This window comes from Rhizobium sp. WYCCWR10014 (assembly GCF_001657485.1).
Classification (GTDB): domain Bacteria; phylum Pseudomonadota; class Alphaproteobacteria; order Rhizobiales; family Rhizobiaceae; genus Rhizobium.
Genome location: NZ_LXFU01000053.1, coordinates 20,853 through 36,097 on the forward strand (window position 1 = coordinate 20,853; position 15,245 = coordinate 36,097).

The window sequence follows — 15,245 nt, forward strand, 5'->3', positions numbered from 1 at the left end:
CAGTCCAAGTCGCTTGGGCAGCAGACAGCGTCCAAGCCTATAGATTTCTATTGGGACGTTCCCGTGTTATGATCCCGGCCCTGGCGTCGTCCGCCGTGGGTTCTGCACACGGAGACTTGTCTGATGAGCGAAGTGGACGTCCTTTTTGCCTCCCTGCGACAGGCGGCTGACGCGCAGACGGTTGAGTGCATCGAGAAGGTCGTCATGCATGGCTCGGATCGCGAGCTCAATCGCATCAATGCGCTCGCTTTCGCGGATAAACACCATCTCGATCAAGAAAAAACCATCGCCGCCTTTCTCCATGCAGCCCGCATAGGCGCGTTCGAGATGACCTGGAACGTCCTTTGCCCAGGATGTGGCGGCGTCCTCGATAGCGGTGCAACCCTCAAAACCGTCGTCCACGAGACGTACCACTGCGCGCTCTGCGCGGCCGGATACGAGCCTACCCTCGACGAAATGGTCGAGGTCACGTTCACGGTCAGTCCGCGCGTGCGCAGGATTGCCGCTCACGACCCCGATCGGTTGCCGCCGCTCGAGTACTATCGCCAGATCTTCTTCAGCTCCGGGGTGGACCTGCCTGACGATCTCGAAGCGCGGTTTTCGCGCATCCAGCTGGAGATGATCGAGTTGGCCCCGGGGGAGAAGGCTTTCGTCTCCCTGCAACTGCCAGCGCAGTTCGTCATCATCTTCGATGCGGTCACCCACTCGGCGCAGTTCATCGACGTGCAGGGCGAGCCAACCGACGAACGTCAAACCCTCTCGATGATCATCAGTCGGACGCATGCGCTGAACGAAACCCTGACCCTGCGTCCCGGCTCACTGCGGCTCACCCTCGAGAACCACACCGATCGCAGAGTGGTGCCGAACGTCTGCATCGCAGGCGACGAGCTGCACGACCTCCTGGGCCGCAGGCGGGCTTTCCTGACAGCCAAGCGTCTGCTGACGAACCAGAGCTTCCGCGACATCTATCGGACCGACACGCTCGACGTCGACCAACGCCTCAAGATCACCAGCCTGACCTTCCTCTTCACCGACTTGAGGGGCTCGACCGCGCTTTACGAGCGCGTCGGAGATCTTGCCGCTTTCGATCTGGTGCGCGCGCATTTCCGGGTTCTTCACGAGATCGTCGCGACCGAAGCCGGAGCGGTCGTCAAGACCATAGGCGATGCGGTGATGGCGACCTTCCCGAGCCCGGACCGTGCGGTGGCGGCAGCACTCAGGATGCGGGAGGCGATGCTTCGGTTAAATGCCGAACACGGCAGCGACGATCTTCTTCTGAAGATCGGCATTCATGAGGGACCATGCCTCGCAGTCAACCTGAACGACCGGCAGGACTACTTCGGCCAGACCGTCAATATCGCCTCCCGCGTCCAGGGTCTTGCCGATCCCAATGTGATCATGACGACGGAGGCGATCGTCGACGATGCCCAAGTTTCAGAGATCCTCCGTCACAGCGGCATCACATCGGCCTCCCGGATGGCGGAGCTTCAGGGCATCGGGCGGGAGGTGAGGATTTTTGCGCTGTCTTGAGTTTGGTCTTCTTGGTCACATTAACTTCAGCAGTTTGCGGTAACGGTCGGCCGCAAGCGGACTTTTTCGTTGTCGAAGGACATGGCTGCTTTGCGCCTAATTTTGCCGTTGAAACAGACCTTGCACCTGCCGGAAAGCAGCCATTGTCTAGTTTCAAGGTAACGGCATCTTTGCGCCGCCGGAAGCAGGCGTCGTGGCCTTCATGTCTCGGCGAAGCTGCTTAGATGTTTGCAAAGCATCCTGTCTTCATTCTGGGCTACGGGCTCATCGCCACCATGATGCAAGGCGGTCCAGCGGAAAAGTCATGCGAGACTTGGGCTGGTTGACGTGTTTTGTGAAGCGTCTGAAGAAGCTTGGCCCTGCGATTGAGACCGCCGTTCTCGCACAGCGCATATCCGTTGATCAAGTCCTCGAACGCGTCGGGATTGTCCCCACCCGCTGTCACATCTCTGGCAGGCCGGCCTTTCGGAAGCCGTCAACAAAGTGGTCTCGTACAGATGCATCGCGCAGCGGCTGAGAGCTGAGCCAATGGCCAATCGTGAAATGAGGGTGGGCGATCAGGAACAATTCTGCTTCTCGCCGCGCCTCCTCACGATGGCCCAGCTGTGCAAGCGTAGCAGCCAGGAATTTGCGTGAGTTGGTACGATACGTGTCTTTCCTGCGGAGCGTAGCGGCTGCCGCCTCATAGTCACGCGCGGCGTATTGCGCTTGCCCAAGATGACAAAGATACCAGCACGCTGGATAGGGATTGAGCCGCAGAGCTTTTTCGATCTGCGCCAGTCCGTCTGCAACCCTGCCGTCCAGCACGGACATGTCCGACATGGCGGCCCAGGTGTCGGCGTGGTTGGGGTCCAGCTCCAGGGCCTTGGCGAAGGCGGCCTCCGATTCCTCCCATCGCCGCTCATAAGCCAAAATGGTCCCCAGAACGTAACGGCAGCCGGCATCGTTGGGATCCAGGTCGACCGCCTTCTGCGCGGACGTTACCGCCATCCGACGGTTGGGATCTTCGGGCTCGCCAAAATGAGTCCAGGCAAGCCAACGATTATAGGCGAGCAGACCGAGCGCCTCGGCATATGATGGATCGAGCTCAACCGCGCGTTGGAGTAGCATATAGGCCTCACGCTCAGTTTGCGGCGACTCTTCCGTCAGAAGGCGCGCGCGCACACACAGGTCGTACGCCTCAAAGTTCTTCGGCCGATTGCGCGGCGTCGGGATGGTCAGCCGGCCGACGAGGGCTTCAACAATCTTGGCATTAACTTCATCCTGTAATTCGAAAACATCTTCCACCGTCCTGTCAAACCTCTCGGCCCACAAGTGCTGGCCGGCAAGCGTGTCGACCAATTGGGCATTGATGCGGACACGGCCCATTGCGCGTCTGGCGCTCCCCTCGAGGACATAGCGGACGCCGAGTTCCTGGGCGACCAGCCGTACGTTGACCGGCTTGCCCTTGTAGCCGTACACGGAATTGCGCGCGATGACGAACAGGCCAGCCGTTCGCGAAAGGTCGGTGATCAGGTCTTCGGTCAAGCCGTCGACGAAAGGCGCGTCCGCTTCATCCCCACTCATATTCGTGAACGGCAATACAGCGATCGAGGGACATTCGGGCAGCGGCAATATGCTCTGCAGCGCATCCGGCCAATGCCACACGTGGACCGGTCGAGTGAGGTTCTTCAGGTAGCGTTCGCCTGCATCAAAGAACCGGTCGCTAATCTTGCCGACGATCTCGCCGTGAACATTGGCTGAAATGCAGATACCTCCCGGAGCGGCCTGCGTCTGGAGGCGCGCCGCGACATTGACGTCGTCGCCGAGGACGTCTGAACCGTCGTCAATGACATCTCCCAGATTGACGCCTACACGCAAAAGCAGGCGCTGGTCTCCGGAAGCCTCAACGGCAGTGGTGGCCCGCTGCATTTCCAACGCTGCTGCGACCGCGTCCACCGCGCTACCGAATTCGATCAGGAAGCCGTCGCCCATGACCTTGAAGATGCGACCGTTGTGGCGCATCACAGCCGGCTCGACAATGCCGGAACGGAGTTCCCTCAGGTTCGCCAGCGTTGCGGCTTCGTCAGCCTCCATCAGGCGTGAATATCCCACCACATCGGCAACGACGATGGCAGCAAGGCGACGCTGAAGAGATTGATCCGTCATGTGAGGACAAGCCTAACGACCTAATTAGAAAGTTATTGTTCAACCGCGGGTGAGTCAACAAGTGGTAAGAGGTAATATCCAGGCGATTCCACCTTCCGGCCCCAAAATCCGTCATTCCTTCACGCCGGTCCAACGACCGCTTCTTGGCGCATTGCAGGCCTACTCCGGCTTGGAGTTCCGCATCAGCGTGACTCCGATCCACGACTGGCGAATTAAAGCTTTGACCAATGGGCCCGAGCCTAAGGCCAATCGGCGTAACCCGAGGACAGCATGCTGTTTTCCGAGCCGGCGGAAGCGCGGGCGATCTCGCGGTAGCCGGCGGGCGAAAGGCCGGTCTTGCGTTTGAAGAAATGGCTGAAATAGGTCGGGTCGCGAAAGCCGAGGCCGTCGGAGATTTCCTGGATATTGCGGGCCGATCTTTCCAATCTCAGCTTTGCCTCCTGCACCACACGCTCATGCAGGAGCTGGATCGGCGAGCGGCCGAGCGCCCTTTGGCAGATGGAATGTAGCCGGTCGGCCGTGACGCCCAGCTCCGCGGCATAATCGCTGATCGGCCGGTGCTGGCGGAAGCCGGCCTCGACCAGTTGCCGATATCTCTGCAGGATCGATCCGGTTTCGCCCTGCCCGCGCTGCTCGCTTCTCTCGCCATCGGAACCGCGCCACAGCGCCATCAGAATGAGCCTGATATAGGCGGAGGCGACCATCCAGGAGGAGCGGGTGGGATCACCGAGTTCCCGCACGAAGCCTGATATCAGCGGGCTGATTTCGGCCACAGCTGAGGGATCCAATGCCTCGACCAGCTTGCGCTGTTCGGTGAAGATGCGCAGCGAATAGGATTCCACCTTGTCGCCGATCGCATCGACCATGACCTGCGGCGAAGCGCCGACCAGATGAGCCGCGGTTCCGGCTGATATCGACAGGTCGCATCGCGCCTGCGGCGGCAGGAAGGCAAGCAGCGGTCCGTGCAGCGGCCGATGTTCGCCATTGTCGAAATGAAGCTCTCCACTCCCCTCGCCAAGCAGAAGGAAATGGTGGAAATCGGCATACAGCCCTTTTTGGAAACGGATGCGCCGGTGCGACAGCGACGGCCCGTGCCACTCGCCCCTGGCATAGTGATGAATTCCTCCGTCGGTCGCCAACGCGTCCACTCCATTCCCCAAGTCACACAATGCTGATATCACCGGATAATTACAATATTAACCCAATAAATCGCATTCCATCCAAACCAGATCGGCGTAACCTTTTCCCATCAGCCTTTGGGAGGAGGCTCTTCAACAGATGCAGGAACGCTCAGGCCGCCCTCGTGGCGCCGCGTCCGCGCGTTTTCTCCCATGGCAATAACGCAGGCGCCGGCACATGGCGCCAACACGTGGCGAATTGGGTGGAACAGTGTTTTCGGCAAAGCTGATGATCAACAACGAGGCGATGGATGCTTCCGAAGGGGCCACCTTCGAACGCATCGATCCGTTGACCGGTGATGTCGCAACGATCGCCTCGGCAGGATCCGTTGCCGACATGACAAGGGCAGCCAATGCGGCCGCGGCCGCTTTTCCGGACTGGTCGCAAACCGGTCCGGGCGAACGGCGCAGGCTCCTGAATGCCGCGGCCGATATCCTGGACGCGCGCACGCCCGAACTGATCGCCGCCATGACCGGAGAAACCGGCGCCACCGCGCAATGGGCGGGGATCAATTGCGGGCTCGGCGCGGATATTCTCCGCGAAGCTGCGGCGATGACCACGCAAATCTCAGGCGAGCTCATTCCGTCAGGTATTCCGGGAAGCCTTGCCATGGCGGTCCGCCAGCCGGCAGGCGTCTGCGTCGGCATTGCCCCCTGGAACGCGCCCATCATCCTCGGCACACGCGCCGTTGCCATGCCGCTTGCCTGCGGCAATACGGTCATCCTCAAGGCCTCCGAACTCTGCCCGAAAACCCATGGCCTGATCGGCGACATCCTGCGTGACGCCGGTTTCCCGCGCGGCGTCGTCAATGTCGTTTCCAATGCGCCGAGCGATGCCGCCGCCGTCGTCGACGCATTGATCGCCCATCCGGCCGTCCGCCGCATCAACTTCACCGGCTCCACCCGTGTCGGCAGGATCATCGCCGAATCCGCGGCAAGGCATCTCAAGCGCTGCCTGCTCGAACTCGGCGGCAAGGCGCCGTTCATCGTCCTTGCCGACGCCGATATCGACGAGGCCGTGCGTGCCGCCGCCTTCGGCGCCTTCATGAATCAGGGCCAGATCTGCATGTCGACCGAACGGATCATCCTCATGGACGAGATTGCCGACGGCTTCGTCGGCAAATTCCGGACGAAGGCCGCAACCCTCGTCGCCGGCAATCCCAAAGACGGCAACACGCCGCTCGGTACGCTGATCAACACTGAGGCCACCAGGCGCGTCCGCTCGCTCGTCGACGACGCCCTGCAGAAGGGCGCGGTCCTCGTCTGCGGCGGCCAGGCCAACGGCACGCTGATGGACGCAACCGTCATCGATCACGTGACGCCTGCCATGCGCATCTACCGCGAGGAGAGCTTTGGACCGGTCGCGGCGATCATCCGGGTCGGCAGCATCGACGAGGCTGTGACGGTTGCCAACGACAACGAATATGGGCTGTCGGCGGCCGTTTTCAGCGCCGACGTCAATGCCGCACTTGCCGTTGCCATGCGGCTCGAATCCGGCATCTGCCACATCAACGAAGCCACAGTTTCCGACGAGCCGCAAATGCCGTTCGGCGGCGTCAAATCGAGCGGCTACGGCCGCTTCGGCGGCAAGGCCGCGATCGATGAATTCACCGAGCTCAGATGGATCACCATGGCCTCGGGAAAACGGCACTACCCGATCTGAATTGAGATCGGTCGGGATGAACACTGGGAACGGGCTGGGAGGCCCGCATCAAGAGGGAGGAATGAATTCATGAACGGCATTTTCCGCAACGGAAAATTCAATGCGGCATCGCTGAGCCGCCGCTCTTTCATCGCATCGACCGTGGCGGGCGGGGCGGCGCTGGCGCTTTCCGGCCGCACGGCCTTTGCTCAAAGCAGCGACACGCTGAAGGTCGGCTTCATCAGCCCGCGAACCGGCCCTCTCGGCGGCTTTGGCGAGACGGACGGCTATGTGCTGGAACTGGCGCGCAAGGCGCTGGCGAACGGCCTGCAGGCGGGCGGCAAGACCTGGAAGGTTGAGATCCTCGACCAGGACACCCAGTCCGATCCCTCGCGCGCCGGCCAGCTGGCGAAGGACCTGATCAACAACCAGGCGATCGACCTGATGCTCGCCGTCTCGACACCCGAAACCATCAATCCGGTGGCCGATGCCTGCGAAGCATCAGGCATTCCCTGCCTCTCGACGGTCATGCCCTGGGAAGCCTGGTATTTCGGCCGCGGCGCCAAGCCGGGCGCGCCGTCGCCCTTCAAGTGGACCTATCATTTCGGCTTCGGCGTCGAAGAGTTCCACAAGGCCTATGTTTCGCAGTGGAACCTGATCGAGACCAACAAGAAGGTCGGCGTCATGTATCCCAACGACGCCGACGGCAATGCGATCCGCACCCATCTGGCGCCGGCGCTTGCCAAGGCAGGCTTCACCATCGTCGATCCCGGAGCCTATGAAACCGGAACCACCGACTTTACCGCGCAGATCGCTCTCTTCAGGCAGGAAGGCGTGGAGATCTTCAATTCGTTCCCGATACCGCCTGACTTCGCCGCCTTCTGGCGTCAGGCCGCACAGCAGGGCCTTACCCAGCAAATCAAGATCTGCCAGATCGCCAAGACGGGCTTGTTTCCCTCCGACATCGAGGCGCTCGGCGACCTCGGCCTGAACATCGGCAGCGCCGCCTACTGGCATAAGGCTTTCCCTTACAAGTCGACGCTGACGGGTGTCTCCGGCACCGAACTCGCCGACGGCTATGAAACGGCCAGTGGCAAGCAGTGGACGCAGCAGCTCGGCGCCAGTCTTGCGCTTCTCGACGCCGGCTTCGATGCACTGAAGGCGAGCACGGACGTCAAGAGCAAGGAGGCCGTCGCCAAGGCGATCAGCACGCTGAAGACCACCACGATCGCCGGCAAGGTCGATTTCACCAGCGGTCCCGTCGCCAACGTCTCGCCCGGGCCGATCATCGGCACGCAATGGGTGAAGGCGCCGGAGGGCTCGAAATTCGCGCTCGACTACGTCGTCACCGAAAACGCCACCGACCCCAATGTCCCGGTCGGCTCCAAGCTCACCGCTTACAATGGATAACCAGGTGCAGCGACAGGAAGCACAAAGGCGGCCGGGGGGAGCCTTTCTCTCGGCCAAGGGGATCCACAAGCGGTTCGGCGCGCTCGTGGTGCTGGAGAACCTGGATTTTTCGATGGGTGATGGCGAGGCGGTCGGCATCGTCGGGCCGAACGGCGCGGGAAAGACGACCCTGCTCAGCGTGCTCGCCGGCGCCTTCCCGCCAAGTGAGGGAAGCATTACCTTCGACGGCGCCGACGTGACGAACCGGACGGCGGCGGAACGCTGCCGCTCCGGGCTCGTCCGGACCCATCAGATTCCCAAGCCTTTCAGCGGCATGACGACCTTCGAAAATGTCTTCGTCGCCGCATCGCACGGCAGTGCCGCAAGCCGCGACGAGGCCTATGAGCGTGTGGTGGATTCACTTTCCCTTTGCGGCATGCTCGGGGTGGCCAACCGCCCTGCCGACACGCTCGGCCTGCTCGATCGAAAACGCCTGGAGCTTGCCCGTGCGCTCGCCACGCAGCCGAGGCTATTGCTGCTCGACGAGATCGGCGGCGGCCTGACCGATGGCGAGGCGAGCGAGCTCGTCGAAACCATCCTCGAATTGCGCCGCCGCGGCATCGGCATCGTCTGGATCGAACATATCGTTCACATCCTCCTGCAGGTGGCGGAGCGACTGATCTGCATGGATGCCGGCAGGATCATCGCCGACGGCGAACCGAAGATGGTCATGAGCAATGCGGAGGTGGTCAAGGCCTATCTCGGAGGGACACCCGCATGAGCCTTCTCTCCATCCGCGACCTCGACGTTCGCCACGGCCTGCTCCAGGCGGTGCGCGGCGTCAGCTTCGATCTTGCCAAGGGCGAGGTGCTGGCGCTGGTCGGCGCAAACGGCGCGGGCAAGACGACGCTGCTCAGATCGATCGCCGGCGCCCACCTTCCATCCTCCGGCCGCGTTTTTCTTAACGACGAAGATCTGGCCGCCGTCCCGTCCCATAAGCGGATCGCTAAGGGCATCGCTCTGGTGCCGGAAGGCCGGCGCCTGTTTTCACAGATGACGGTGGAAGAGAACCTGCTTCTCGGAAAGACCTCCGGACGCAAGGGCGATTGGGACATCGATCGCGTCCTCGACGCCTTTCCGAACCTGAAACCCCGCCGTCACGCCAGAACAGGTCACCTCTCGGGCGGGGAACAGCAGGCGACCGCCATCGGCCGGGCGCTGATGAGCAATCCCGATATTCTTCTCCTGGACGAGGTCTCGCTCGGGCTTTCGCCTCTGGTCGTCGATCGCGTCTATGCCCAGTTGCAGGCGCTGCTCACGTCGGGAACGACCATCGCGCTCGTCGAGCAGGACCTCGGCCGCGCCATGAGCGTCGCAAGCCGGGTCATCTGCATGCTGGAAGGACGCATCGTCCTCGACAGGCCGGCGGCGGCCGTCACGCGCGAGCACGTCACCCAGGCCTATTTCGGATTACACCGGGCAGCCGGCGAAAGGAGCGCATCGTGATCAACACCCTGCTCCAGGGCATTCTGCTCGGCGGCTACTACGCCGTTATCGCGTGCGGCCTGTCGTTCATGTTCTCGGTCATGCGGATCATCAATCTCGCGCATGGCAGCCTGGCGGTCGCAGCCGCTTATGGACTGTGGGTGCTCGCCGCCAAATTCGGCATTTCGCCATTTGTCGGCCTGCTGATCGTGCTGCCAGTCATGGCCGCCGTCGGCTGGCTGCTGCAGCGCTTCATTCTGGAACGCAGCGCCCGCGGCGGCACGCTGCTGCCGATCCTGACGACCTTCGGCCTGTCGATCGTCATCGATAACCTGCTGTTCGAGCAGTTCGGCGCCGACACCCGCTCGCTTGCGCCGTTCATCGGCAACCTGTCCTATGCATCATGGCAACTGCCGGGCCACATCTTCGTCGGCAAGCTTGCCGTCCTGATGATGGTGACGGCAGTCCTCATTCTCGGCTCCCTGCAGTTCTTCCTGAGCCGCTTTGCGCTTGGGCGCGCGATCCGCGCCACGGCGGAAGATCCCGATACGGCCGGGCTGGTCGGCATCGACGCCCGCAGGGTCAACGCCGTCGCCACCGCGATCACCATGGTCACGGTCGGCATCGCCGGTGCCTTTCTCGGGATGCGGGCGACCTTCAGCCCCTATGCCGGCGGCCCACAGCTTCTCTTCGCCTTCGAGGCGGCCGTCATTGGAGGAGCGGGATCACTATGGGGGACGCTTGCCGGCGGCATCGTTCTCGGTCTTGCCCAATCGCTCGGCGCGCAATTGCATCCGCAAGGCTTCCTGATCGGCGGCCATGCCGTGTTCCTGCTGGTGCTTTTCGTCAGGCTGTCCCGGTTCGGCATGCCGGCTCTCGACAAAATTGGCGCCTCCCTGCGCACTCGTCTCCGGAGCCCGACATGAGCCCCAACGCGACCCTTGCCTCGACCGGAATATCGATAGAGCGCTGGACGAAATCGTCGCGGGTAGCGCTTGGCTGCATGGCCGCGGTGCTCGCCCTGCTGATGTTTGCCCCTACTGTTCTCGGCGCCGGGGCGATCGACCGGCTGACGGCCCTGTTCATCTACGTGATCCTTGCCGCCATGTGGAATGCGCTTGCTGGTTTCGGTGGGCTGGTTTCGGTCGGTCAGCAGGTGTTCTTCGGCCTCGGCGCTTATTTCACCATCCGGCTTGCGGATGCGGGGCTCAATCCCTTCGTCGCGCTGTTTGCCGCGGCGATCGTGACCGGCGCGCTGTCGATCCCGCTTTCGCTATTCATGCTGCGCCTGAAGGGTGGCGAATTCGCGATCGGCATGTGGGTCGTCGCCACACTCGCCCATCTGCTCGTCAACCTCGACGGGCTGATCCAGGGGGAAACGGGAACCTCGCTGATCTCACTCAACGTCTATGACGGCGGCACGCGGAGGGCAGTGATCTACTGGCTGGCCTTGATAACCATGACCGCCCTGCTCGGCGCTCTCTTCATCCTGATGCGCAGCCGCGCCGGGGCGGCCATGCAGGCGATCCGCGACAATGAGGAGGCGGCAACCTCGCTCGGCGTGCGCGTAATCGCCACCAAGAGGCTGCTCTTCGTGCTCGCCGCCTTCGGCATCGCGGTCGCCGGAGGCCTGTGGCTGGCGACCGCCACGACCTTCCAGCCGAAGACCTATTTCAGCGTCCAATGGACGGCCTACATGATCTTCATGGTGCTGGTCGGCGGGATCGGCAAGTTCGAAGGCGCGATCCTCGGCGCCATCCTGTTCTTCGTGATCGAGACCTTCTTCGGCGCAGCCGGCGTCTGGTACCTGATCGGCCTCGGCGCCACCGCCGTGATCTTCTCGCTCTACCTGCCGCGCGGCCTTTGGGGCGAAATCGAGCGCCGCTTCGATTTTCAACTTCTGCCCGTCGGCTATCGGCTGAAATTGCCCGGTCCGCATAAAATCAAATGGGAAGAATGAGCCGGCTTAATTCCGGACCCTCCTGTGAAAGGTGACGTTCATGCTTTTTGGTAAAACAATTTTGGTGACCGGCGTCGCTTCCGGCATCGGCGCCCGCACGGCGGAACTGGCCGGCCAGATGGGCGCCGAGGTCATCGGCGTCGATGTGCGCGAGCCTGCCAATGGAGGTGCCGCCTTCATCAAGGGTGATCTGTCCACCGCATCAGGCGTTGCCGACATCGTCGCGCAGCTTCCGGTGCGCCTCGACGCGCTCGCCAATGTCGCCGGCCTTTCCGGCAGCACCGGCGTCGTCTCGACGCTCGCCGTCAATTTCTACGGCCTTCGCGCCCTATCCGAAGCCGTGGCGCCCCGCCTGCGCGAAGGCGGTGCCATCGTCAACGTCGCCTCGATCGCCGGCTACGGCTGGCGCTCCAATCTCGATCGGGCAAAATCCTTGACCGCCATCGAGGGCTTTCCCGAGGTAGCGGCGGTCGTCGCCGAACACGGCCTCAAGGACGAGGAAAGCTACCCGCTCTCGAAGGAACTGCTGCTGCTTTGGACCATGCGGGCCGCCCATCAGCCGCTGTTCAAAAACCGTGGCATCCGCGTCAATGCCGTCAGCCCCGGGCCGGTGGAAACGCCGATCCTCAAGCAGTTCCGCGCCGTGCTCGGCGACGCCAGGGTCGATAGCGACATCACCCGCGTCGGCCGCGCCGGCACCTCCGCCGATATCGCCCCCGCCGTGCTCTTCCTCTGCTGGGATGGCGCACGCTGGATCAACGGCGCCAATCTTGCCGTCGACGGCGGCCTCGAAGCTTCCATCAACGCCGAAGTCCTCGGCTTCTAGTTCTTGTCCCAAGGAGACCTCCGATGAATATTTCCCTGCTCATCAACGGCGCCGACCGCGCGGCCTCCGGCGGCCGCACCTACGATCGCATCGATCCCTTCACCGAAAAGCTCGCAAGCCGCGCCGCCGCCGCAAGCCTTGACGACGTTGCCGCGGCCGTCGATGCCGCCAGCGCAGCCTTCGGCGCCTGGTCGAAGAGCGGCCCCGGCCAGCGCCGCGCGATCCTGATGAAGGCTGCCGATATCATGGATTCCAAAGTCGACGAGTTTACCCGGCTGATGATCGAGGAGACCGGCGCAACCGCGCCCTGGGCCGGCTTCAATGTCATGCTCGCCGCCAACATCCTGCGCGAGGCCGGCGCCATGACGACGCAGATATCAGGCGAAATCATCCCTTCCGACAAACCCGGCACGCTCGCCATGGGCGTTCGCCAGGCCGCCGGCGTCTGCCTGGCAATTGCCCCCTGGAACGCGCCCGTCATCCTCGCCACCCGCGCCATCGCCATGCCGATTGCCTGCGGCAACACCGTCGTCCTCAAGGCCTCGGAACAATGCCCCGGCACGCATAGGCTGATCGCCACCGCGCTGACCGAAGCCGGCCTACCCGCTGGTGTCGTCAATGTCATCACCAACGCGCCGGAGGATGCGCCTGAGATCGTTGCGGCGCTGATTGCCCATCCGGCCGTCAAGCGCGTGAACTTCACCGGGTCGACCAAGGTCGGCAAGATCATCGCCGAGACCTGCGGCAAACATCTGAAGCCCGCCCTTCTTGAGCTCGGCGGCAAGGCACCGCTGGTCATCCTCGACGACGCCGATATCGACGGTGCCGTCAATGCCGCCATTTTCGGCGCCTTCATGAACCAGGGCCAGATCTGCATGTCGACGGAACGCATCATCGTCGACGAGACGATCGCCGATCAGTTCGTCGCCAAACTGGCCGCCCGCGCCAGCCAGCTGCCGGCCGGCGATCCGCGTGGCCACGTCGTTCTCGGCTCGCTGATCAGCCTCGACGCAGCGAAGAAAATGGAAGAGCTGATTGCCGATGCGACGGCCAAGGGGGCAAAGCTCGTGGCCGGTGGCAAGCGCTCGGGAACCGTAGTCGAGGCGACGCTGCTCGATCACGTCACGCCCGGGATGCGCGTCTATGCGGAAGAATCCTTCGGCCCGGTCAAGCCGATCATTCGCGTCTCCGGCGAGGAAGAAGCCATCCGCATCGCCAACGACAGCGAATACGGCCTGTCATCCGCCGTCTTCAGCCGGAATGTCCAGCGGGCAATGGCGGTTGCGGCACAAATCGAATCCGGCATCTGCCACATCAATGGCCCGACCGTGCACGATGAGGCGCAAATGCCCTTCGGCGGCGTCAAGGGCAGCGGCTATGGCCGCTTCGGCGGCAAGGCGGCAATCGCCGAATTCACCGACCTGCGCTGGCTCACGGTCGAGGATTCCGCCCAGCACTATCCCTTCTGAGCGGCGGGCAAATTCCGCTACGGATGGCAATCAGCTCCCGAGGCTTCATCGCGCCATGACGGCTTCACGTTTGTGGCGCGATCAGACTTAGACCGGCGACATGCGCCGATGCCCCGCGTCGACCTTTCAGATCGAGAAACCGTCCAGGGCGTCAGCAAGCTTCAGCCAAAGATCATGGGGAGGCGAGGGAATTAATATCCGAAGGCGGCGAGGTCATCGGCATTCAATTCCGGCACATTGGTCAGCATCTGGCGGAGGAAGCCCTCGAAGAGAGCCGGGGTGCACAGCCAGTAGTTCCTGTTTGCATAGCACCCCACGCCATATTGCATCCAGAACTCTCGCAAGCTCTCCGGAACGCGCCCAACGGCACTTTCCGCTTCAGCCTCGGAAATCCGTCTTGCCTCATTGGGTTTGCCTCGCGCTTCAAGAAACGCTGCTGCGGTCATTGGTATTTCCTTAGATCGCGATCTTTCGGACGCTCGAGTCGCTCTTTAAGCTCCCACCAAAGACGTAATCCCCTTCTAAAGCCTGGGATGCTCAATCCGCTCCCATTCGCTTCCATCGAACCGAAAAATATCCTTCTGGCCAACAACCCACAGAACATCACCGACGGCACCGGCATAGAAGATGTATTCACCGCGCAGCTTGGGGAGAGCGGGAGAGAAGCGTCGAAGATCGGAAGTGCCAGGATCGAATTCGAACAGACCGCCGGAACGAACGCTCGAAGGCAACACAAGTTTGCCTCGATAGGGCGTGATCATGTGAAAAAGATTGAGCTGTTGACGCAGATTGACCGGCGTGAACCCGCGTGCGTAGCTGCCGTGCAGCAGCACGCCTTCGCGCCCGCAGATCCAGACGCTATCCGCATGCTCGATGAGGATGCCCGTCAGCGCAGCTTCTTCAAGATGAACCTTGAGTTCATGAAGCGCCGAGCCGTCCCAGAAGCACAAGACAGGTTTGGTACCTTCCACGCCGCAGAGATAGATAGCATCATGGCCTAGCCCATTGATGTCGTGGAAGGATATATTCCGAGGCCTCTTCGATCTGGACTCCATAAGCCATTGCAAAAATCGCGGGTCATCTGTCGGGGGCGCCGTTTTGCTGAGTCGAGCGTGAGCGTCAGGATCGAACAACAGATCATTGGTCAATATGCGCCATTGGTTCGGCTGGCTTCGCACATATATCTGCCCCCCATTGCCGGACGAATAGAGCGTATCTTCGATCCTTGCCAAGGCGAGCATGCGACCATGGCCTTTGGCACCGTCAATCCAAGTACCGGCTCCGGTCATCCTTTCGATTGCTCCACTAGAAAATACATCAAAAATCACCTCTCCTTCCGAAGACATCACGACATAGTCATGGCTATCCGCCGAAGAAATGATTCTCTCGACATGCGCAGCAACCTTTCGATCCTCCCATTGCGATACACCACCCGACCGGTCGTATTTCCATACGACGGAGTCTGGCTCGTAGAGGTCAGAGCTTTCCACCACCGACGATACCAGCAGCGACTGCTCGCTCGCAGCACATGCCCGCGTCAGTTCAGACTTTTCAATAAGAGCTTCCGTCATTTTTTATACTTACCGTTCGATAGGATTTTCGTGGCGCGGCGCGAAGG

General features: G+C 62.0%; 13 protein-coding genes. 9 read left to right on the top strand and 4 right to left on the bottom strand.

All coding sequences use genetic code 11. The features are described from left to right. Positions 1–123: 123 nt before the first annotated feature. Positions 124–1,530, top strand: a complete 1,407-nt coding sequence (locus tag A6U98_RS34195; protein WP_064655651.1) for an adenylate/guanylate cyclase domain-containing protein — start codon at positions 124–126, stop codon at positions 1,528–1,530. Between the two features lie 441 nt (positions 1,531–1,971). On the opposite strand, the gene A6U98_RS34200 is transcribed toward A6U98_RS34195, so the two are convergent. After that, positions 1,972–3,678, bottom strand: coding sequence for an adenylate/guanylate cyclase domain-containing protein (locus A6U98_RS34200; RefSeq protein ID WP_064655652.1), 1,707 nt, complete (start codon positions 3,676–3,678; stop codon positions 1,972–1,974). Positions 3,679–3,917: 239 nt separating this feature from the next. After that, positions 3,918–4,817 carry an AraC family transcriptional regulator gene (locus A6U98_RS34205; protein ID WP_064655653.1) on the bottom strand — a complete coding sequence of 300 codons (900 nt, stop codon included), beginning with the start codon at positions 4,815–4,817 and terminating at the stop codon, positions 3,918–3,920. 217 nt (positions 4,818–5,034) lie between these two features. Between A6U98_RS34205 and A6U98_RS34210 the strand changes: the two genes are divergently transcribed. From A6U98_RS34210 to A6U98_RS34245, 8 genes are all read left to right on the top strand, one after another. After that, positions 5,035–6,519, top strand: a complete 1,485-nt coding sequence (locus A6U98_RS34210) for an aldehyde dehydrogenase (RefSeq protein WP_197496476.1) — start codon at positions 5,035–5,037, stop codon at positions 6,517–6,519. Between the two features lie 69 nt (positions 6,520–6,588). After that, entirely contained in the window at positions 6,589–7,908 is a 1,320-nt protein-coding gene (locus tag A6U98_RS34215; protein WP_064655655.1) for an ABC transporter substrate-binding protein, read from the top strand. A gap of 4 nt (positions 7,909–7,912) precedes the next feature. After that, positions 7,913–8,668 carry an ABC transporter ATP-binding protein gene (locus tag A6U98_RS34220; protein WP_197496477.1) on the top strand — a complete coding sequence of 252 codons (756 nt, stop codon included), beginning with the start codon at positions 7,913–7,915 and terminating at the stop codon, positions 8,666–8,668. Further along, positions 8,665–9,393, top strand: coding sequence for an ABC transporter ATP-binding protein (locus A6U98_RS34225; protein WP_064655657.1), 729 nt, complete (start codon positions 8,665–8,667; stop codon positions 9,391–9,393). The genes A6U98_RS34220 and A6U98_RS34225 overlap by 4 nt, the downstream gene beginning before the upstream one ends. Next, positions 9,390–10,298, top strand: coding sequence for a branched-chain amino acid ABC transporter permease (locus A6U98_RS34230; protein ID WP_064655658.1), 909 nt, complete (start codon positions 9,390–9,392; stop codon positions 10,296–10,298). Before A6U98_RS34225 ends, A6U98_RS34230 begins: the two co-directional genes overlap by 4 nt. Next, positions 10,295–11,332, top strand: coding sequence for a branched-chain amino acid ABC transporter permease (locus A6U98_RS34235; protein ID WP_064655659.1), 1,038 nt, complete (start codon positions 10,295–10,297; stop codon positions 11,330–11,332). Before A6U98_RS34230 ends, A6U98_RS34235 begins: the two co-directional genes overlap by 4 nt. A gap of 40 nt (positions 11,333–11,372) precedes the next feature. Then, positions 11,373–12,158 (top strand): coniferyl-alcohol dehydrogenase, encoded by a 786-nt coding sequence (locus A6U98_RS34240; protein WP_064655660.1) that lies wholly within the window; start codon positions 11,373–11,375, stop codon positions 12,156–12,158. A gap of 23 nt (positions 12,159–12,181) precedes the next feature. Next, the gene (locus A6U98_RS34245) at positions 12,182–13,627 is read left to right on the top strand and encodes an aldehyde dehydrogenase (protein ID WP_064655661.1); all 1,446 of its coding nucleotides are present in this window, start codon (positions 12,182–12,184) and stop codon (positions 13,625–13,627) included. Between the two features lie 191 nt (positions 13,628–13,818). On the opposite strand, the gene A6U98_RS34250 is transcribed toward A6U98_RS34245, so the two are convergent. Continuing rightward, positions 13,819–14,073, bottom strand: coding sequence for a GAD-like domain-containing protein (locus A6U98_RS34250; RefSeq protein WP_064655662.1), 255 nt, complete (start codon positions 14,071–14,073; stop codon positions 13,819–13,821). Positions 14,074–14,148: 75 nt separating this feature from the next. After that, complete coding sequence (locus A6U98_RS34255; protein WP_156667927.1) at positions 14,149–15,198, bottom strand: hypothetical protein; 1,050 nt, start codon at positions 15,196–15,198, stop codon at positions 14,149–14,151. Positions 15,199–15,245 lie beyond the last annotated feature (47 nt).